The following is an 18,810-nucleotide window of genomic DNA, read 5'->3' as shown; positions in this document are numbered from 1 at the left end:
CAGTCCAAATTGGACTCTTCTATTGGTCTGTTCGTCCGATTGTTCGCCGGGTGCCTGGCAGATGTGCTTGCGCCAATCTTTCCCCACGAAGGGTTTGCGCCGTGATCAACTCAGCAAGCCGGTGGAGACACCGCACCAGTGCGGCCTTGCTGGCCGCCGTGCTGGGCACCACCGGGTTCGGCCTCGCCGCCGGGACGGCCGTCGCGCAGGAGGCGCCGACCGCGCCCGCGCCCGCCGACAAGCTCGACAAGCAGGACCGGGAACGCCTCGCCGAGGCCGAGCGCGCCGGTCAGCCCACCGTCACGCTCCTCGTCGCCGCCGAGGAGGGCAAGCTCGACTCCGCCGCCAACGACCTCAAGGCCCTCGGCGGCGTGGTGGAGTCCACCGAGCGCGACGTCGACTACCTCAAGGTCTCCGTGCCGCGCGAGAAGGCCGAGAAGGCCGCCGCGCTCGCCTCGGTGAACGCGGTGGACGTGGACGGCCTCGTCGTCCTGGACAACCCGCGGCCCGACGGCGCGTCGTCCCCGCTGCCGCAGCCCGCGCCGGGTCCGAAGACGCCCAAGAAGAACCCGTACATGCCGACGCAGGACACCAAGGCGGCGCAGTTCACCGACGAGCACCCCAAGTGGGACGGCCGCGGCACGACGATCGCCATCATGGACTCCGGCATCGACCTGGACCACCCCGCGCTGGCGACCACGTCGACCGGTGAGCGCAAGATCGTGGACTGGTACAACGCCAACGCCACCAACTCCGGCGACGGCACCTGGCTGCAGGTCTCGGGCCGCTACAACGGCACGTTCACCGCGGGCGGCGCGACCTACAAGGCGCCGGCCACCGGCGGCCCGTTCAGCTTCGGCCTGTTCCGCGAGACCGCGGGCGACCTGGGCCTGGCCAACAGCGAGACCGGCGGCGACATCAACCGCGACGGCGACCGCACGGACGCGTTCGGCGTGCTCCAGGACATCACCACCAAGGAAGTCCGGGTCGACACCGACGGCGACGGCGACTTCACCGACCAGACCCCGATGATCGACTACAAGTACAAGAAGGACGTCGGCCACTTCGGCGCGGACAACCCGGCCACGCCGGTGCTGGACACCGTGGCGTTCGTGGTGCAGACCGACAAGTCGATCTACGACGCGGCCGGCGTCGCGTGGGTCAACATCGGCATCTCCGCCGCCGCGCACGGCTCGCACGTCGCGGGCATCACCGCCGCGAACAAGATGTTCGGCGGCAAGATGTCCGGCGCCGCGCCCGGCGCGAAGCTGATGGCCGTCAAGGTCTGCCTGTCCACCCCGTCGTGCACCAACAGCGGCCTGATCGACGGCCTGCTGTACGCGGCGCGCAACGGCGCGGACGTCGTCAACATCTCCATCGGCGGCCTGCCGGCCCTCAACGACGGCAACAACGCGCGTGCGGAGCTCTACAACCGCACCATCGCCGAGTACAACGTGCAGGTGTTCATCTCCGCGGGCAACAGCGGCGCGGGCGCGAACACCGTCGGCGACCCGTCGGTGGCCACGGACGCGATCAGCGTCGGCTCCTACATCACCGCCGACACCTGGCTGTCCAACTACGGCTCGAAGACGCAGCAGCGCGAGAGCCTGCACGGCTTCTCCTCGCGCGGCCCGCGCGAGGACGGCGGGTTCAAGCCGCAGATCGTCGCGCCCGGCTCGGCGATCTCCACCACGCCGCAGTGGCAGGCGCCCGGCCCGGTGGCCGGCACCTACGACCTGCCCGCCGGCTACGCCATGTTCAACGGCACGTCGATGGCCGCCCCGCAGGCGACCGGCGCGGCCGCGCTGCTGGTCAGCGCCTACAAGGCCGAGCACAACGGCGAGCGGCCGCCGGTCGCGGCGCTGCGCAACGCGATCCAGTCCGGCGCCAAGTGGGTGTCCACCCTCCAGGCGTACGAGCAGGGCGCGGGCCTGTTCGACACCAAGCGTGCGTGGGAGCAGCTCAACGCCCACCCGGAGACGCAGGCGGTCACCACGTCGGTGACCGTGAACACCGCGCTGTCCGGCCTGCTGGCCACCCCGAACACGGGCGTCGGCATCCACGACCGCGAGGGCGTCGTCGTGGGCAAGGAGTACACCCGCACCTACACCCTGACCCGCACCACGGGCCCGAACCGCAACCAGCAGTTCCTGGTGGACTGGCAGGGCAACGACGGCACGTTCTCGTCGAAGTCCCTGGTCAGCCTGCCGCTGAACACGCCGGTGAAGTTCGACGTCAAGGTCAAGCCGACCAAGGCGGGCGCGCACTCGGCCGTGCTCAAGCTCGACAACCCCGGCACCCGCGGCATCGACGTGTTCACCCTGAACACCGTGTTCGCGGCGGACGAGTTCACCGCGGCGGGCAAGTACGCGGTGACCAAGTCCGGCACGATCGCCCGCAACCAGTCGAAGAGCTTCTTCGTGAAGGTGCCCGCGGGCACCAGCGCGCTGAAGGTCGACATGGCGGCCGGCGGCCCCGAGCCGGGCAAGGGCCAGGTCCGGTTCCTGCGCTACGACCCGTACGGCGTGCCGTTCGACACCACCACGTCCACCAACTGCTACAACCCCGACGCGGGCGCGGGCTGCGCCGGTGGCTCGCCCACCAGCCGCACGGTCAGCAACCCGGTGCCGGGCGTGTGGGAGATCGTGGTCGAGGCGCGGCGCACGTCCGACGCCGACACCGCGCCGTACTCGGTGACCGCGTCCGTCCTGGGCACCGCGATCAGCCCGAACCCGGACACGATCGCCTCGGCCGTGATCGGCACGCCGATCGCCCGCGAGTACACCGTGACGAACTCGCTGGGCGCGTTCAACGGCAGGGTCGTCGGCGGTGCGCTGGCCAGCGCCCGGATCGCGCGCCCGTCCATCGCCGACGCGACGGTGCAGGCGTACGACCTGGTCGTGGCGCCGGGCTCCACGTCGCTGCGCGCGACGATCGGCAAGACCAGCGACGTGTCGGCCGACCTCGACCTGTTCGTCTACAACTGCACCAGCGGCACGTGCGTGCTCGCCGGCCAGTCGGCGGACGGCGACTCGGAGGAGTCGGTGACGATCCCGAACCCGGCCGCGGGCGCGTGGCGGGTGCAGGTGGACGGCTACGAGGTGCCCGCGGGCACCACGGAGTACGACTACATCGACGTGTTCGCCGCGCCGGGCCTCGGCTCGGTCGCCGTGACCGACGCGAACGCCGACCGCACCGCCGGCGCGACCTGGACCGTCCCCGGCACGGTGACCGCCGCGGGCCAGGCCGGCGCGGGCCGGGTGCTGCGCGGTGAGCTGACCGTGCAGACCGCGGACGGCGCGGTCGTCGGCCGCGGCGCGGTGATCGTGCAGAACGTGGCCTGACGCCACCGGGCAGACCTCGGGGCCACTCCCGCCGCACGCGGGGGTGGCCCCGAGCCTTGTCGCTAGGGGGTGGGGTCCGCGTTGGACAGGGGTTCGTCCACGTCGACGCGGCTGACGCCCTCGACGGCGACGACCCGCTCGGCCAGCTCGACCGGGACGGTCACCCGGACGTAGCCGATCGTCGCGTCGGACGCCTCCACCGCCGCGCCCGCCCGCCGCAGCCGCTCGACCACCTGCCCGGTCGCGCCCGGCTCGGCGGAGACGGTGAGCCCGACGGACCGCTGCCCGTCCCGCGCCGCCTCGGCCAGCAGTTCCCTGGCCCGGGGGCTGAGCTGGACCGGCACCGTGACCTCCGTGACCTCCGTGACCACCGACGGCACCGTGGCGGTGAGCGGGCCGCCCGAGGCGGTGTCCGGCGGCCTGGCGGCGCAGCCCGCCAGCACGAGCCCCGCCAGCACACCCACGACGACCCCGCGCATGCGTCCTCCCGTGCCGAATGCTGCCACCAGGACGGAACGGCGGCTCAACGCGGTTGCACGGGCTGCTCCGGGCCGCTGAACGCCTGCACCCGCTCCTGGCCGTCCGCGCTGTCGCCGAACACCCGGTTGTCCGACGACCCGTTCGCCGCCGGCGCCGGGGCCTGGCCGTTGCCGCGGGGCAGGTCGCGCACCCGCACCTGCGGCAGCGCGCCGGGGTGCCGCGACCGCAGCCAGCCGACCAGGTGCTCGCGCGCCACGCACCGCAGGTCCCACAGCCGCCCCGCGTCCGAGGCGCTGACCAGCGCGCGGACCCGCACGAACGAGCCGACCGCGTCGGTCACCTGCACCACGCACACCCGGCCGTCCCACAGGTCGCTGCGCTCCAGCGCGTGCCGCAGCTCCTGCCGCAGGTCCTCCACCGGCACGGTCCAGTCGACGTCCAGCTCGACCGTGCCCAGCAGCGCCGACTGGGTCCGGGTCCAGTTCTCGAACGGCGTCTTGAGGAAGTAGGAGGTGGGCAGGATCAGCCGCCGGTCGTCCCACAGGTGCACGACCACGTAGGTGAGGGTGATGTCCTCGATGCGGCCCCACTGCTTCTCCACGACCACCACGTCGTCCAGCCGCAACGCGTCGCTGAACGCGATCTGCACGCCCGCGAACACGTTGCCCAGCAGGGACTGCGCCGCCAGGGCGGCGATCGCGCCGATCACACCGGCGGAGGCCAGGATCGAGGTGCCGGCCGCGCGGGCACCCGGGAACGTCATCAGCACCGCTGCGGCGGCGAGCACGCTGACCACCACCACGGTGACCCGGCGGACCAGCGTGATCTGCGTGTGCACGCGGCGGGCGTGCCGGTTGTCCGACACGTCGACCCGGATGCGCGCGAGCGTCGCGTCCTCGATCACCACGAGCAGCGCGGCCAGCAGCCAGGCGCCGGCGAGGATCAGCGCTATCCCGGTGACGTGCAGCGCGACCGGCCGCCAGTCGCCGTGCGCGACCACGCCGAGGGAGAACTGCACGGCCACCAGCACGGCCACCGCCAGCGCGGGCCGGTGCGCGTGCCGGGCCAGCCCGGCGAACAGGTCGGAGCGCCGCCCGATGCGGCGCACCACCCGGTGCACGAGCGTGACGGCCACCAGGGCGACCAGCAGCGAGCCGGCGAACGTGATCACGGCGGTGAACACGGGCATGAACCTCCTCCGCACGGGTACTTCCTCGTGGGCCGTACCCACGGACCGGGCGGTTCAGCCCTTCCGCGCCCCCGTGCGGCCGGATTGCGAGATTCCCCACGGGCGGTCGGCCGGTCCGGGCCCGCGGTGGGGTAGCGTTCATCAAGTTACCCAGGAGTAGCACCCGGCGTCCCGGAGGCAGCGGTGTTCGTGGAGTCCGAGGGCGTGCGGCTGGCCGTGTTCGAGCAGGGCGACCGGTCCGCGCCGACCGTCGTGCTGGTGCACGGCTACCCGGACACGCACCACGTGTGGGACGCCGTCGTGCCGTTGCTGGCCGAGGAGTTCCACGTCGTCACCTACGACGTGCGCGGGGCCGGCGCGTCCTCCGCGCCGCGCGGGCTGGCCGCCTACCGGCTGCCGGTGCTGGCGCGGGACCTGTTCGCGGTGATCGCGGCGGTCAGCCCGGACGCGCCCGCGCACGTGGTCGCGCACGACTGGGGCTCCATCCAGGCGTGGGAGGCGGTCACCACGCCGGGCGCGCCGATCGCGTCGTACACCTCGATCTCCGGGCCGTGCCTGGACCACATCGGCCACTGGACGCGCCGCGCGCCCACCGCGCAACGCCTCCGGCAGTTGCTGCACTCGTGGTACATCGTCGCGTTCCACGTGCCGGTCGTCGCGCCCCTGGTGTGGCGGCACGTCGTCGGACCGCGCTGGCGGTCGGTCGTGCGCCGGGCCGAAGGCTTCACGCCGCCCGCCTCGCCGACCGTCGTGCGCGACGGCGTGCACGGGATGGCGTTGTACCGCGCGAACTTCATCCCCCGGTTGCGCTCGCCGCGGGAGCGGCGGACCGACGTGCCGGTGCAGCTGGTGCGGCCGGCGCGGGACCGGTACGTGACCGACGGCGTGCTGGAGGGCGTGGAGCGGTGGGCGTCCGACGTGCGGCGGCGCGTGCTCGACGCCGGGCACTGGGCGCAGCTCACGCACCCGCGCGAGGTGGCGCTCCTCGTCGCCGACCATGTCACCGCGCACAGTCGCCGCGGGTGACCCCGGCGAGCACGTCCCCGGCCCGGTGGCGGCCGAGGTTGAACGACGTCCAGTCGTCCGGGCCGACGCGGCGGAACTCCAGCGCGCACGCGCGCAGGCCGGGCGGGAGCGTGGCGAGGGCGGGCACCGCGTCGTCGGACAACCCGGCCAGGTACCAGATGTCGATCTTGCCCGTGGCCTCGTAGCGCTCGATGTTGCGCTCCGCGATGAGCCGGTCCGGGTTCAGCGCGGCGAGCCCGACGAGCGCGGCGAACCCGGTGCCGACGACGGCGCGGGCCAACCACCGCGCCCGCAACCGCACGCCCGCCGCCAGGACCAGCACGTAGACCACGCCCAGCCACAGCTCGCAGGCCGTGACCACGACGCGCAGCACGGTGAAGCCGTACGCCTGCTGGTACAGCCACATGCGCGTGATGGCGGACGCGACGATCACCAGGGTGAGCGCGCAGAGCGCGCCGAGCAGGCCGCGCAGCCAGCGGCGGTCGGTGGGGGAGTCGAGGCGGGCGAGGCGCGCGACGACCGCGATCACGCCGAGGGTCAGCACGGTGACGGCGAGGAGTTGCCAGAACCCGCTGCGCGCGTAGTCGGCGTAGGTGAGGTCGGGGGTGGTGAGGACGTGCTCGTCGCCCGCGAACAGCGTGGTGACCTGGACGGCCACGAACGCGGCGAAGAGCACCACCAGCGCGCCCACCGGCAGCACCCAGTCGCGCCGGGCGACCGTGCGGGGCAGGTCGCCGGTCTCGTCCACCCGGCGCGGTGCGGCGAGCAGGAAGGCCGCGCCGATCGTGCCCAGGCCCACGACCAGGAACAGGGTGATGGGGCCGCCGGCCGCTTCGTCGGGCGTGATGTGGCCGAGGAGGCCCGCGAACGCGGCGTCCGCGCCGGCGAGCAGGGGCACGAACACCACCAGCAGGGCGGCGGTCACCAGGACGGGCCGGACGAGCGCCGGCGTGCCGCTGTCCTTCACGCCCCGCGCCACCCACGGCACGGCCCGGACCGCCGCGAACGGCACCGCTCCCGCGCCGAACACCAGGCCGCGCGCGGTCCGCCCCCCGGCGACCGCGAGCGAGCCGGCGGCGCAGCCCGCGATGGCGCACAGCGCGAACAGCCACTCGGCGGCGACGAACGCGCCGACCGCGAACAGCGCGGTGGACAGCACCGCCCAGCCCGGCCTGACCCGGCGCAGGAGGGCGAAGACGACGACCGCGGTGAGCGACCAGCCGAGGCCCGGTTCGTCGAAGGGGAGGAGGACCGCGGCGGCGAGCCCGGCGGCCGCGCCCGTGAGGAGTGCGCGGTGGGGTGTCATGGTCGGTTCCGCGGTTTCCGGCGTTTCTGCGGTGGTCGTGGTCATCGGGACTCCGTGGGCATGCGTGATCGACCGCCGTGGGCACGGCGGCGGGTTGACAGGGGTTCGGTCGGGCGCTCCGGCCTGCTCCGACCGGGCCTCGGGTGGGCTCCGGTCGGGCCTCGGGCACGACCGGGAAGGGCTCGAAACGCGGAATTGTCGGTGGTGTCTGGTTGAATTGAGTTCAGGGTTCCCCTGGGCGGGGACGCTTGCGGAGCAACGCCTTGGCGGTGCCTCGGCGTTGGTTCAGGCGGGCAGGGTGACCCGGATCCGGCAGCCCGGGCCGTCCACCACGGCGATGGTGCCGCCGTGCAGGTCGACCACCCACCGGGCGATGTTCAGCCCCAGCCCGGTGCCCCCGCCGCCGGCCCGTTCCCCCCGCGTGAAGCGCTCGAAGACGCGCTCGCGGTCCTGCGGCGCGATGCCCGGCCCGTCGTCCGCCACCTCCAGCACCAGCTCCGCACCCACCACCGCCGACACCCGCACCTCGCCGCCCGCCGGACCGTGCCGGACCGCGTTGTCCAGCAGGTTCGCCACGACCTGCGCCAACCGGGCCTCGTCGGCGCGGACGGTCGCCGACGGCGGTGAGACGTCCACGGTGAACCGCACCCCCCGGGCGGCCACCGCGGCTTCCGCCACGACCTCCTCCAACAGCTCCGCGAGCGGGAACTCGGCCAGGTCCAGCCGGTGCGCCCCGGCGTCGATCCGCGACAGGTCCAGCAGCTCGGTCACGAGCCGGCCGAGCCGCTCGGTCTGCGCCAACGCCGTCCGCAGGGTCGCCGCGTCGGGCTGCGCGACCCCGTCCACGACGTTCTCCAGCACGTTCTGCAGCGCCGTGATCGGCGTCCGCAGCTCGTGCGACACGTTCGCGATCAACTCCCGCCGCTGCTGGTCCGCCGCGCCGAGGTCGGCCGCCATCTGGTTGAACGCCCCGGCCAGCTCGCCGACCTCGTCCCGCGCCGTCGCCCGCACCCGGCGGCTGTAGTCACCGGCCCGCATCGCCCGCACCGCCGCGGTCATCTCCCGCAACGGCCTGGTCATCCCGTGCGCGAGGACCTGCGACGTCACCAGCACGATCGCCACCGCGCCGAACGTCGTCCCGGGCGCGAGCCACCCGATCCGCCACCGGAAGAACGCGAACCCCGCCGACATCGCCGACACCAGCAGGATCCCGAGCTTCACCTTGATCGACCGCACGGGGTCCAGCGGGCGCGGCAGCAGTTCCACCGTCATCCGGACCGCCGACCGCAGGCTCACCGCGGCACCTCCAACGCGTAGCCGATGCCGTGCACGGTCCGGATCAGGTCCGTGCCCAGCTTGCGCCGCAACGCCTTGATGTGGCTGTCCACCGTCCGCGTCCCCGTCCCGTCGCCCCACCCCCACACCTCGCTCAGCAACCGCTCCCGCGACTGCACGGCCCGCGGCCGCTCGGCGAGGTGCACCAGCAGCTCGAACTCGGTCGGCGTCAGGTGCGCCTCCGCGCCGCCCCGCGTCACCCGCCGCTCGGCCAGGTCGATCTCCAGGTCCGCGACGGTGATCCGGGACGCCGCCGCCGACGCCGCCCGCTCCACCCGCCGCAGCAGGGCGTGCACCCTGGCGGCCAGCTCGCGGATCGAGAACGGCTTGGTCAGGTAGTCGTCCGCGCCGACCGCGAGACCCACCAGCAGGTCGGTCTCGTCACCCCGGGCGGTCAGCATGAGCACCGGCACGGGCCGGTCCGCCTGGATGCGCCGGCACACCTCCAGCCCGTCGAACCCGGGCAGCATCACGTCCAGCACGACCAGGTCGGGCCGCCCGTCACGGGCCCGCGCGACGGCGGACGGCCCGTCGTGCGCGAGGTCCACCTCGAACCCCTCCGCCCGCAGCCGGGCGGCCACGGAGTCGGCGATGGTCAGGTCGTCCTCGACCACCAGAACGCGGCGTGTCATGCGCTCGACCCTATGTCGGGGCCGTGGAGGCGGTCGGCGTGATTTGTGAACTTCCCGTGGAGGAGCGCCACCCTCGCCCCGAAGCCGAACGGGCGAGCCTGGGAGCGCTCCCAGACAACCTCTGCGTGGCTGGGTCGCGGGCGGGACCTACGGCTTCGCGCAGGGCGTCCACGATCACGGCGTGGTCGTGGGCGGGTACGGGGGCCGGCCGCTGCTGTGGCCGTGACCGGTGTGCCCCGTGACCGGTGTGCCCCGGTGTCGGCGGCACGTCCTAGGGTGACCGCGTGGCTGACGCGGTCCTGGAAGCGGTGTTGGAGCGGATCACGTTCGCCAACGAGGAGACCGGCTACACGGTCGCCCGCGTCGACCCCGGCCGCGGCGGCGACCTGGTCACGGTGGTCGGCTCGCTGCTCGGGGCGCAGCCCGGCGAGTCGATCCGGATGCGCGGGCGCTGGGGCTCGCACCCCCAGTACGGCAAGCAGTTCCACGTGGACGACTACACGACCGTGCTGCCCGCCACCATCCAGGGCATCCGCCGCTACCTCGGCTCCGGCCTGATCAAGGGCATCGGGCCGGTGCTGGCGGACCGGATCGTCACGCACTTCGGCGTGGGCGCGCTGGACGTCATCGAGCACGAGCCGCACCGGCTGATCGAGGTGCCCAAGCTCGGCCCGAAGCGCACCAGGCTGATCGCCGCCGCGTGGGAGGAGCAGAAGGCCATCAAGGAGGTCATGGTCTTCCTCCAGGGCGTCGGCGTGTCCACGTCGTTGGCCGTGCGCATCTACAAGCAGTACGGGGACAAGGCCATCGAGGTCGTCCGCGAGGAGCCCTACCGGCTGGCCAACGACGTGTGGGGCATCGGCTTCCGCACCGCCGACGTGATCGCGAAGGCCGTCGGCATCCCGCACGACAGCCCGCAACGGGTCAAGGCCGGGCTCCAGTTCACCCTGTCCGAGGCCACCAACGACGGCAACTGCTACCTGCCCGAGAACGAGCTGATCGGCGACGCGATCAAGATCCTCCAGGTCGACGCGGGCCTGGTGATCGAGTGCCTGGCCGAGCTGGTCGCGGAGGAGGGCGTGGTGCGCGAGGTGATGCCGGACGGCGACCCCGCCATCTACCTGCTCGCGTTCCACCGGGCGGAGATCTCGCTGGCGAACCAGCTGTTGCGGCTGCTCAGGACCGAGGAGGAGCGGATGCCCGCCTTCCGGCAAGTGGAGTGGGAACGGGCGTTCGCGTGGCTGGGCGCGTCGCTGGAGGAGAAGCAGCGCGACGCGGTCCGGCTCGCGCTGACCCGCAAGGTGGCGGTGTTGACCGGTGGTCCCGGCTGCGGCAAGAGCTTCACCGTGCGGTCGATCGTGAAGCTGGCCGCGGCCAAGGGCGCGAAGGTCGTGCTGGCCGCGCCCACCGGGCGGGCGGCCAAGCGGCTGACCGAGCTGACCGGGCACGAGGCCCGCACCGTGCACCGGCTGCTGGAGCTGAAGCCGGGCGGTGACGCCGCCTACGACCGCGACCGGCCGCTCGACGCCGATCTCGTCGTGGTGGACGAGGCGTCGATGCTGGATCTGTTGCTGGCCAACAAGCTCGTGAAGGCGGTCGCGCCCGGAGCGCACCTGCTGCTGGTCGGCGACGTGGACCAGCTGCCCTCCGTCGGCGCGGGCGAGGTGCTGCGCGACGTGCTGTCCGAGCGCAGCCCCATCCCGAACGTCCGGCTCACGCACATCTTCCGGCAGGCGCAGCAGTCCGGCGTGGTGACCAACGCCCACCGGATCAACAACGGCGACTACCCCGTCGTGCAGGGCCTGCCGGACTTCTTCCTGTTCCCGGTCGAGGAGGCCGAGGAGGCGGCGACGACGGTGGTCGACGTGGTCGCCAACCGCATCCCGCGCAAGTTCGGCCTCAAGCCGCGCACGGACGTGCAGGTGCTCGCGCCGATGCACCGGGGTCCGGCGGGCGCGGGCGGGCTCAACTCGTTGCTGCAGGAGGCTTTGACGCCGGCCAGGCCCGACCTGCCGGAGCGGCGCTTCGGCGGCCGGGTGTTCCGGGTCGGCGACAAGGTGACCCAGATGCGCAACAACTACGAGAAGAACGTCTTCAACGGCACGCTCGGCGTGGTCACGGCGATTGACGTCGTGGAGCAGAAGCTGACCGTTCGGACCGACGAGGAAGAGGACGTGGACTACGAGTTCGGCGAGCTGGACGAGCTGACCCACGCCTACGCCATGACGATTCACCGCTCACAGGGCAGTGAGTACCCGTGCGTCGTCATCCCAATCACGACCAGCGCGTGGATGATGTTGCAGCGCAACCTGCTCTACACGGCGGTGACGCGGGCGAAGAAGCTGGTCGTGCTCGTCGGCTCGCGCAAGGCGATCGGGCAGGCGGTCCGCACCATGGGCGCGGGGCGTCGGCACACGGCGCTGGACCACCGGCTCGCTCAGCTCGTCTGACGAAGCCGAGCAGCTGACTCGATCGGATGACGACCATGCCGCCGACACCCACGGTCCGGCTCGAGTCTTCTCGATCCGCATGCGCGAGGCACGGCTGAGGACGACGTCGAGCCGAAGGAAGTCGCCAAGTCCTCGATCGCGGCGCGTTAGCGCATCGGGAAGGCGACGTCGCAGACCTCGTCGTCCGGCCCCGCGGCGTCGAAGTCGGCGAAGTACACCTCGCGGGGCGCGTCGTGGATCGCGAACCCGTTCTCCTTGATCCACATCGCGACGGCGTCGTAGGCGGACAGGATCTGCGGGAAGTCGACCTGCGCCTTGGTCAGCCGCACGTACGCCTCCCGGTGCGCGGGCTCGACCCGGGCCGCGACCCCGTCCGGCGGCGCGTCCACCGGGATCGGCACGCACGCCTCGACCGGCCCGTCGCTGTCCTCGTTGACCTCGCCGTGGTAGACGATGAACGGCGACGCCGCCACGCCGCCGTGCTCACCCGCGGCCTTCACGAGCCGGCCCATCGAGCCGTCGATCCAGTCCACCAGCGCGGGCTGCAACAGGTGCCGCTGCTCGGTCAGCACCACCTGCTCCGGCACGTCCCGCTGTTCGACCCGGTACATGTCCACCAGTCCCTTCCCTCCGGACAACACGACGCGGAGGTGGGCGGCCAGGCCGCGTCGCACGGCCATCCGGTGCTCGACCCCGGCCCAGTAGTCGCCGAGCAGGTCGGCCCGCGCGCCCTCGGGCGCGGCGACGATCCGGGCCACCTCGGCGAGCGGCATGTCCAGCCGGCGCAGCGACGCCACCAGGCGCGCGTCGGCCAGCTGCTCCTCCCGGTAACGCCGGTAGCCGTTGCCCGGGTCGACCTCGGCCGGCCGCAGCAGGCCCAGCCGCTCGTACAGCCGCAGCGCCTTCACCGACAGCCGCGACCGGCGGGCGAACTCGCCGGTGCCCAGTAGCCGTGCCACCCCCGCATCCTCCATGGCGACGACCCTGCGGGCTGCCCCAGGGGACAGGTCAAGGAAGGCCGGGCCGCGGTTCCGATCGGGTGAAATCGGCGACCGGCACCCTTGTCCTGCCGGGTGACCGGTGACGAGGCGTGTCCGACTACTGCCGGTAGTTCTCCACCGTTCCGGGGTCACGCGGCTCGGCGGCGTCGGGGTCCATGCCGGCGGCCCGGCGGGCCCGGCGTTGCCGCAGGAGGTCCCAGGTCTGGTCGAGGGCGACTTCGAGGTCCCGCAGGCGTCGGGCGTCACCGTCGCTGAGGCCCTCGCCGATGCGTGATCCCTCCAACCGGTGTTCTTCCTCCACCAGGCGGGTGATGCGCTCGACTAGTTCTTCGTCCGTCACGACTCCTCCTCCATCCGGGCCAAGAGCCGGGGTACCTCACCCGAACCGAGCAAAACCCCCGGTCATGACGCAGAGCAATGGCCGGATGGCGGGTGTGCAAGGAGCCGTTCCGTCCCCCATCCTCCGACTCACCCCTGCCTAGGAGGAACAACCGTGAAGTCGACCAGACGTTCACTGCTGGCGCTGGCCGTGGCCGGTGTCGCGGCGGCGGCGGTGGTCACCGGGGGCAGCCCCGGCGCCGCCGGTCCCGCGCCCGAGGTCGCCGTCGTGCAGGCCGGCCCCACCTACGTCTACAAGGTCCACGCACCCCTCGGGGCCGCCGCCCAGAACCTGCTCGGGCGCGGCTTCGACGTGCTGGAGGACCGGGACGGCGACTACCTGTTCGTGCTCGGTGACGAGACCACCGGCCGGAGCCTGAAGGAGGCCGGCTTCACGGCCTTCGTCGACGAGGTGCTGCCCGCGCCGCAGTGGCAGCCGCCCGCGAAGAAGTCCCAGTCGCCCACGTTCGACGCGGCAGACGTCAACGAGACCTACTACGGCGGCTACCGCACGATCAACGCGCACTGGTCGCACCTCGATCTGGTCGCGCAGCAGTACCCGGGCCTGGCCACGCTGGTGGACTACGGCGACTCGTGGCGCAAGACCCAGGGCGCGGGCGGCTACGACCTGCGCGCCGTCTGCATCACCAAGAAGAACGCGGGCGACTGCGCGCTGAACCCGACCGCGCCGAAGCCCCGGTTCTTCGTGATGGGCCAGCTGCACGCCCGCGAGATCACCACCGGCGACGTGGCGTGGCGCTGGATCGACCACCTCACCGCCGGGTACGGGGTGGACGCGGAGGTCACCGCGCTGCTCGACACCACCGAGGTGTGGGTCGTGCCGATCGCCAACCCGGACGGCGTGAACATCGTGCAGCAGGGCGGCAACTCGCCGCGCTACCAGCGCAAGAACGCCAACAACACCAACGGGTCGAACTGCTCGGGCTCGTCGTCGTCGCAGATCGGCATCGACCTCAACCGCAACACCGACTCGCACTGGGGCGGCGCCGGCACGTCGACCAACCCGTGCGACCAGACCTACAAGGGCCCGTCGGCGAACTCCGAGGTGGAGACGCGGGCGTTGCAGGCGTTGTGGCGCAGCCTCTACCGCGACCGGCGCGGCACCGGCAACACCGACGCCGCGCCCGCCGACACCACCGGTGTCGTGATCTCCATGCACAGCTACTCGAACCTGGTGCTGTTCCCGTGGGGCTGGACGACGGCGTACAAGACGGGCAACGACGCGCCGATGCGCGCCATGGCCAAGGACATGGCGGCGCTGGCCGGCGGGTGGCAGTACGGGCAGCCGGGCGAGGTGCTCTACAACGCGGCCGGGGCGACCGACGACTGGGTGTACGACGACCTGGGCGTGGCGTCGTTCGTGTGGGAGATCGGGCCGTCGTCGGGCTCGTGCTCCGGGTTCTTCCCGGCGTACTCGTGCCAGACGTCCACGTTCTGGCCGAAGACGAAGTCGATGCTGATGTACGCGGCGAAGAAGGCGGCCAACCCGTACGGCGGCGGCGGCAACCCGCCGGTCGGCTGCGCGCGGCAGACCAACGACACCGACGTCGCCATCCCGGACAACGGCGCGGCCGTCACCAGCGCCGTCACCATCGCCGGCTGCGAGGGGACCGCTTCGGCGTCGTCGCAGGTCGAGGTGCACATCGTGCACACCTACCGGGGTGACCTGGTGATCGACCTGGTCGCGCCGGACGGCTCGTCCTACCGGCTGAAGGCGTCGAACAACGACTCCGGCGACAACATCGACACCACGTACACGGCGGACCTCTCGTCCGAGTCCCGCAACGGCACGTGGCAGCTGAAGGTGCAGGACGTCTACTCCGCCGACACCGGGCGCCTCGACTCCTGGAGCCTGACCCTCTAACCCGCGTGTCCTACCTCCGGAACGCGCGTGTCCTACGTTCGCGCACCCCGAGTTGAGCGTTCAGGAGCAGGCCGAGCGCTTCGGCCTGCTCCTGAACGCCAGGAACGCGTGCGGGTGCGCGGGCGGCGGCCCGTCGCACGCGTGGAAGTGCGGGTAGCTGTGGAACGGCCGGCCGCCGTCGTCGATCGTGACGGTGCCCCGACGCCCGTCCGACGTCGTCCAGTCCAGCTCCAGCCGCCACTCGACCTCGACGTGCTCGGGGCGTCCGACGTCCAGCGCCCGTGTGTCCAACGCTCAGGTACCCCGAATTCACCACCCAGGACGCCGAAAGGGCCCTGCGGGGAGACGCCCGCAGGGCCCTTCGGGTGGTGCCGGGTGTTACTTCAGGCCGTTGCCGATCGCGGTGATCAGCTCGCCGTTGGAGGTGTCACCGTCGAGCGCCCAGAAGAACGCGCCGCCGAGACCCTGGTTCTTGGCGTAGGTCATCTTGCCGCCGATGGTGGCCGGGGTGTCGTAGCTCCACCACTGGTTGCCGCAGTGCGCGTACGCCGTGCCCGCGACCGTGCCGGTGGCCGGGCACTTGGTCTTGAGGACCTTGTAGTCCTCGATGCCCGCCTCGTACGTGCCGGGGGCCGCGCCGGTCGCCGTGCCGCCCGGCGCGGACTGGGTCACGCCCGTCCAGCCGCGGCCGTAGAAGCCGATGCCCAGCAGCAGCTTGGCCGACGGCACGCCCTTGCTCTTCAGCTTCTGGATCGCCGCGTCGGAGTAGAACCCGGGCGTCGGGATGCCGGACCAGGACGTCAGCGGCGAGTGCGGGGCCGTCGGGCCCTGGGCCGCCCACGCGCCGAAGTAGTCGTAGGTCATGACGTTGTACCAGTCGAGGTACTGCGCCGCGCCGCCGTAGTCGGCCGCGTCGATCTTGCCGCCGTTGGAGCCGTCCGCCGTGATGGCGGCCGTGACCAGGTAGTTCGCGCCGAACCGGTTGCGCAGGGCCTGCGACAGCGTCTTGAACGAGCCGAAGCCGCTGGTGTCGCAGGTCAGACCGCAGGCGTTGGGGTACTCCCAGTCGATGTCGATGCCGTCGAACACGTCCGCCCAGCGCGGGTCCTCGACGAGCCGGTAGCAGGACTCGGCGAATGCGGCCGGGTTCTGCGCCGCCTGGCCGAAGCCGCCGGACCAGGTCCAACCGCCGAACGACCACAGCACCTTGATGTGCGGGTACATCTTCTTCAGCTTGCGCAGCTGGTTGAACGAGCCGCGCAGCGCGCCGGTGTCCCACGTGTCGGCGACGCCGTCGACGGAGTTCGCCGCGGTGTAGGCCATGTCGTAGTCGGCGTAGGCGTCACCGATGGTGCACTGGCCGTTCTGCACGTTGCCGAACGCGTAGTTGATGTGCGTGAGCTTCGCGGCCGAGCCGGAGGTGTGGATGTTCTTCACGAAGTACTGGCGGCCGTAGACGCCCCACTGGGTGAAGTAGCCGAGGTTCTTCCGCGAGCCGACCGGCGGGTTGGACGTGGTCGTGGTCGTGGTGGTCGTCGTCGTGGTCGTCGTGGTGGTGGTCGTCGTGGACGTGGTCGTCGTCGGGTCGACCCCGCCCGCCTCACACGACGCGCCGTTCAGCTTGCAGTTGGCCGGGCCGCTGAACGCGCCGGAGTAGGTCACGTTGAAGCCGAAGCTCACCGACGCGCCCACGCCCACGTTGCCGTTCCACGTGTTCTTGACGGTCACGTGCTGGCCGCTGGTGGTGTAGGAGCCGTCCCACAGGGAGCTGACCTTGTGGCCCGCGGGCAGGTCGAACTCGACCGTCCACGACGTCAGGGCGGACGTGCCGCCGTTCTTGATCGTGTACTTGCCCTCGTAGCCCGTGCCCCAGTCCGAGCCCTTGCTGAAGGTGGCCGAGACGCCGCCCGCACCGCTGGCCGCGGGGGCGACCACCAGTCCCACCACCAACGTGGCGACCGCCACGAACAACGCTGTGACATGCCATCGGATCTTGGACATCGTGCTCCTTGTCAGGAAAGGAGTGCAGGGTTGACGTCACCATGTGGTTCAGACCACTTCACGGTCAAGGTCTAGACCATTGGCGTCACTCGAACGGACTAGTGGAGATTCCCTCGGAACCGGTTCCGAAGGGCAGGGCGCCACTAGGGGTGGCCCAGCCGAAAGTCTGATCACCTCCCAGACCACGGTCCGATGACGCCCCCACGACACCAGGACAAACTCGAAGCCCTCAACGTCTGAAGGGAGCAACGTTGATGGGCAAGAGGGGAATCGCCCTGGCGGCGGCCGTGGGGTTGGCGGTCGTGGGCGTCGCCGGGCCGGCGGTGGCCGAACCGTCGGCCGACCGGGGTGGCCGGATCGACCGGCAGGTGGTGCAGCGGGCGCTGGACGAGATGGCGCGCACGGGGGCGCAAGGGGTGCAGGTGCGGGTGGTCGACGGGCGGCAGGAGTTCACCGCCCGCAGCGGCACGGCCCGGGTCGACTCGCCGCGGCCCGTGCCGACCGACGGCCGGTTCCGGGTCGGCAGCATCACCAAGACGTTCGTGTCGACCGTGGTGCTGCAGCTGGTCGGCGAGGGCAGGGTGGAGTTGGACGCGCCGGTCGGGCGGTACCTGCCCGGGCTGCTGCCGGACGGCGACCGGATCACCGTCCGGCACGTGTTGCAGCACACCAGCGGCCTGTTCAACTACACGGCGGCCCTGCCGCTCGACCCGGACGGGTTCGTGACGATCCGGGACAAGACGTGGACGCCGGCCGAGCTGGTCGCCCTGTCCACGGCCCGGCCGCTCGACTTCGAGCCGGGCACGTCCTGGAACTACTCGAACACGAACTACGTCGTGGCCGGGATGCTGGTGGAGAAGGTCACGGGCCGGCCGTACGGGGTGGCGGTGGAGCAGCGCATCCTGCGTCCGCTGGGCCTGCGGGGGACGTCCGTGCCGGGCACGCGCAGCGAGATCCCGGGCCCGCACGCGCACGGGTATGTGCGGGCGGGCGGGCAGGTCGTCGACATCACGGAGATCAACCCGTCGGTCGCGTACGCGGCGGGCGAGATGATCTCCACGACGGCGGACCTGGACCGGTTCGTGGACGCGCTGCTGGACGGCCGCCTGCTCCGGCCGGCGCAGCAGGCGGAGCTGACCACGATGCCGCCGATCACGCCCGGTTACGGGTTGGGCATCGAGGACACCGATCTGCCGTGCGGGGTGAAGGTGCGGGGGCACGGCGGGGGCATCCCGGGGTACTCGAGCCTGATGATCAGCACGCTGGACACGAAGACCAGGCTGACGGCGTCAGTGACCTCGGCCCCGGATCCCGGTGCCGTGGCGGGTCTCGAGGAACTGCTGAACGAGGTGTTCTGCTGACCTGACCCGGGCGCGACCTCCAGGGCGTGAGGTGCCATGGCTTGACGTGAACATGGCCTGACGTGGACGTGGCCTGACATGGGCATGGCCTGCCCGGAGCGGTGCGGGCTCGGGCTCAACCCGCACCGCTCCGGGCGAGGCCGGGTTCCAGCGCGCCCCACAAGGTGCCACCGGACCACCCTGGCTACCGCGACCGCCAGCCACCCGGCTACCGGCCGCCTCGGCCACCCGGCTACCGGCCGCCTCTCAGCCACCAACCGCCTCGGCCACGAACCGCCTCAGCCGCCAACCGCCGCGACCACCGGCTGGAGCGGCCCGCCTCCGCCGCCACCAACCGCGGTAGCTGCCAGCCGACGCGACCACTGGCCGGCGCAGGCGCGGCCGCCGGCAAGCATCAGTCCTCGGCCACCGCCGCCCTCCGC

Annotated in this window: 14 protein-coding genes; 5 read left to right on the top strand and 9 right to left on the bottom strand. The window is 72.1% G+C overall.

Annotated features, from left to right (window positions below):
* Window positions 1-101 precede the first annotated feature (101 nt).
* A complete protein-coding gene (locus ACWEFJ_RS05300) occupies window positions 102-3,344 on the top strand; it encodes a S8 family serine peptidase (RefSeq protein WP_449712999.1) in 3,243 nt (1,080 codons plus the stop codon).
* Between the two features lie 62 nt (window positions 3,345-3,406).
* Here the strand turns inward: ACWEFJ_RS05300 and ACWEFJ_RS05295 are convergent, their stop codons facing one another.
* Both ACWEFJ_RS05295 and ACWEFJ_RS05290 read right to left on the bottom strand, forming a co-directional pair.
* The gene (locus tag ACWEFJ_RS05295; RefSeq protein WP_378083540.1) at window positions 3,407-3,823 is read right to left on the bottom strand and encodes a hypothetical protein; all 417 of its coding nucleotides are present in this window, start codon (window positions 3,821-3,823) and stop codon (window positions 3,407-3,409) included.
* A 44-nt stretch (window positions 3,824-3,867) separates the two neighbouring features.
* Window positions 3,868-5,013, bottom strand: coding sequence for a mechanosensitive ion channel family protein (locus ACWEFJ_RS05290; protein ID WP_378083542.1), 1,146 nt, complete (start codon window positions 5,011-5,013; stop codon window positions 3,868-3,870).
* Window positions 5,014-5,196: 183 nt separating this feature from the next.
* On the opposite strand from ACWEFJ_RS05290, the gene ACWEFJ_RS05285 reads away from it, so the two are divergent.
* Window positions 5,197-6,039 (top strand): alpha/beta fold hydrolase, encoded by an 843-nt coding sequence (locus ACWEFJ_RS05285; RefSeq protein ID WP_378083544.1) that lies wholly within the window; start codon window positions 5,197-5,199, stop codon window positions 6,037-6,039.
* On the opposite strand, the gene ACWEFJ_RS05280 is transcribed toward ACWEFJ_RS05285, so the two are convergent.
* The 3 genes from ACWEFJ_RS05280 to ACWEFJ_RS05270 all read right to left on the bottom strand — a co-directional run bounded on the left by ACWEFJ_RS05280 (window position 6,014) and on the right by ACWEFJ_RS05270 (window position 9,312).
* Window positions 6,014-7,345: a DUF4153 domain-containing protein gene (locus ACWEFJ_RS05280; RefSeq protein ID WP_449712998.1), complete on the bottom strand. Its 1,332-nt coding sequence runs from the start codon at window positions 7,343-7,345 to the stop codon at window positions 6,014-6,016. The genes ACWEFJ_RS05285 and ACWEFJ_RS05280 overlap by 26 nt on opposite strands.
* Before the next feature lie 285 nt (window positions 7,346-7,630).
* A complete protein-coding gene (locus tag ACWEFJ_RS05275) occupies window positions 7,631-8,617 on the bottom strand; it encodes a HAMP domain-containing sensor histidine kinase (protein WP_378083597.1) in 987 nt (328 codons plus the stop codon).
* A gap of 20 nt (window positions 8,618-8,637) precedes the next feature.
* Window positions 8,638-9,312 carry a response regulator transcription factor gene (locus ACWEFJ_RS05270; RefSeq protein ID WP_378083548.1) on the bottom strand — a complete coding sequence of 225 codons (675 nt, stop codon included), beginning with the start codon at window positions 9,310-9,312 and terminating at the stop codon, window positions 8,638-8,640.
* Window positions 9,313-9,596: 284 nt separating this feature from the next.
* Here ACWEFJ_RS05270 and recD2 point away from each other — a divergent pair, with 284 nt between their 5' ends.
* On the top strand, window positions 9,597-11,762 hold the full coding sequence (gene recD2, locus ACWEFJ_RS05265; RefSeq protein WP_449712997.1) for an SF1B family DNA helicase RecD2: 2,166 nt from the start codon (window positions 9,597-9,599) through the stop codon (window positions 11,760-11,762).
* A gap of 146 nt (window positions 11,763-11,908) precedes the next feature.
* On the opposite strand, the gene ACWEFJ_RS05260 is transcribed toward recD2, so the two are convergent.
* Both ACWEFJ_RS05260 and ACWEFJ_RS05255 read right to left on the bottom strand, forming a co-directional pair.
* Window positions 11,909-12,721 (bottom strand): MerR family transcriptional regulator, encoded by an 813-nt coding sequence (locus tag ACWEFJ_RS05260; RefSeq protein WP_449712996.1) that lies wholly within the window; start codon window positions 12,719-12,721, stop codon window positions 11,909-11,911.
* Between the two features lie 139 nt (window positions 12,722-12,860).
* Window positions 12,861-13,103, bottom strand: a complete 243-nt coding sequence (locus tag ACWEFJ_RS05255; protein ID WP_378083555.1) for a DUF2630 family protein — start codon at window positions 13,101-13,103, stop codon at window positions 12,861-12,863.
* Window positions 13,104-13,256: 153 nt separating this feature from the next.
* Here ACWEFJ_RS05255 and ACWEFJ_RS05250 point away from each other — a divergent pair, with 153 nt between their 5' ends.
* Window positions 13,257-15,026 (top strand): M14 family zinc carboxypeptidase, encoded by a 1,770-nt coding sequence (locus ACWEFJ_RS05250; protein WP_449712995.1) that lies wholly within the window; start codon window positions 13,257-13,259, stop codon window positions 15,024-15,026.
* 60 nt (window positions 15,027-15,086) lie between these two features.
* Here ACWEFJ_RS05250 and ACWEFJ_RS05245 read toward each other — a convergent pair whose 3' ends face one another.
* Both ACWEFJ_RS05245 and ACWEFJ_RS05240 read right to left on the bottom strand, forming a co-directional pair.
* A complete protein-coding gene (locus ACWEFJ_RS05245) occupies window positions 15,087-15,317 on the bottom strand; it encodes a hypothetical protein (RefSeq protein WP_449712994.1) in 231 nt (76 codons plus the stop codon).
* Between the two features lie 87 nt (window positions 15,318-15,404).
* Window positions 15,405-17,027 carry a glycosyl hydrolase family 18 protein gene (locus tag ACWEFJ_RS05240; RefSeq protein ID WP_449712993.1) on the bottom strand — a complete coding sequence of 541 codons (1,623 nt, stop codon included), beginning with the start codon at window positions 17,025-17,027 and terminating at the stop codon, window positions 15,405-15,407.
* A gap of 254 nt (window positions 17,028-17,281) precedes the next feature.
* Here ACWEFJ_RS05240 and ACWEFJ_RS05235 point away from each other — a divergent pair, with 254 nt between their 5' ends.
* A complete protein-coding gene (locus tag ACWEFJ_RS05235; protein ID WP_449712992.1) occupies window positions 17,282-18,388 on the top strand; it encodes a serine hydrolase domain-containing protein in 1,107 nt (368 codons plus the stop codon).
* The last annotated feature ends 422 nt before the right edge of the window (window positions 18,389-18,810 follow it).

The organism is Actinosynnema sp. NPDC004786, from assembly GCF_053601135.1.
Note: the sequence above shows the minus strand (reverse complement) of the source record. Positions and strands in the feature narration are given on the sequence as shown.

Coding starts and splice junctions, on each gene's coding strand:
- ACWEFJ_RS05295 (WP_378083540.1), bottom strand. CDS start 3,823: ATGCGCGGGGTCGTCGTGGGTGTGCTGGCGGGGCTCGTGCTGGCGGGC.
- ACWEFJ_RS05290 (WP_378083542.1), bottom strand. CDS start 5,013: ATGCCCGTGTTCACCGCCGTGATCACGTTCGCCGGCTCGCTGCTGGTC.
- ACWEFJ_RS05280 (WP_449712998.1), bottom strand. CDS start 7,345: ATGACACCCCACCGCGCACTCCTCACGGGCGCGGCCGCCGGGCTCGCC.
- ACWEFJ_RS05275 (WP_378083597.1), bottom strand. CDS start 8,617: ATGACGGTGGAACTGCTGCCGCGCCCGCTGGACCCCGTGCGGTCGATC.
- ACWEFJ_RS05270 (WP_378083548.1), bottom strand. CDS start 9,312: ATGACACGCCGCGTTCTGGTGGTCGAGGACGACCTGACCATCGCCGAC.
- ACWEFJ_RS05240 (WP_449712993.1), bottom strand. CDS start 17,027: ATGTCCAAGATCCGATGGCATGTCACAGCGTTGTTCGTGGCGGTCGCC.
- ACWEFJ_RS05235 (WP_449712992.1), top strand. CDS start 17,282: ATGGGCAAGAGGGGAATCGCCCTGGCGGCGGCCGTGGGGTTGGCGGTC.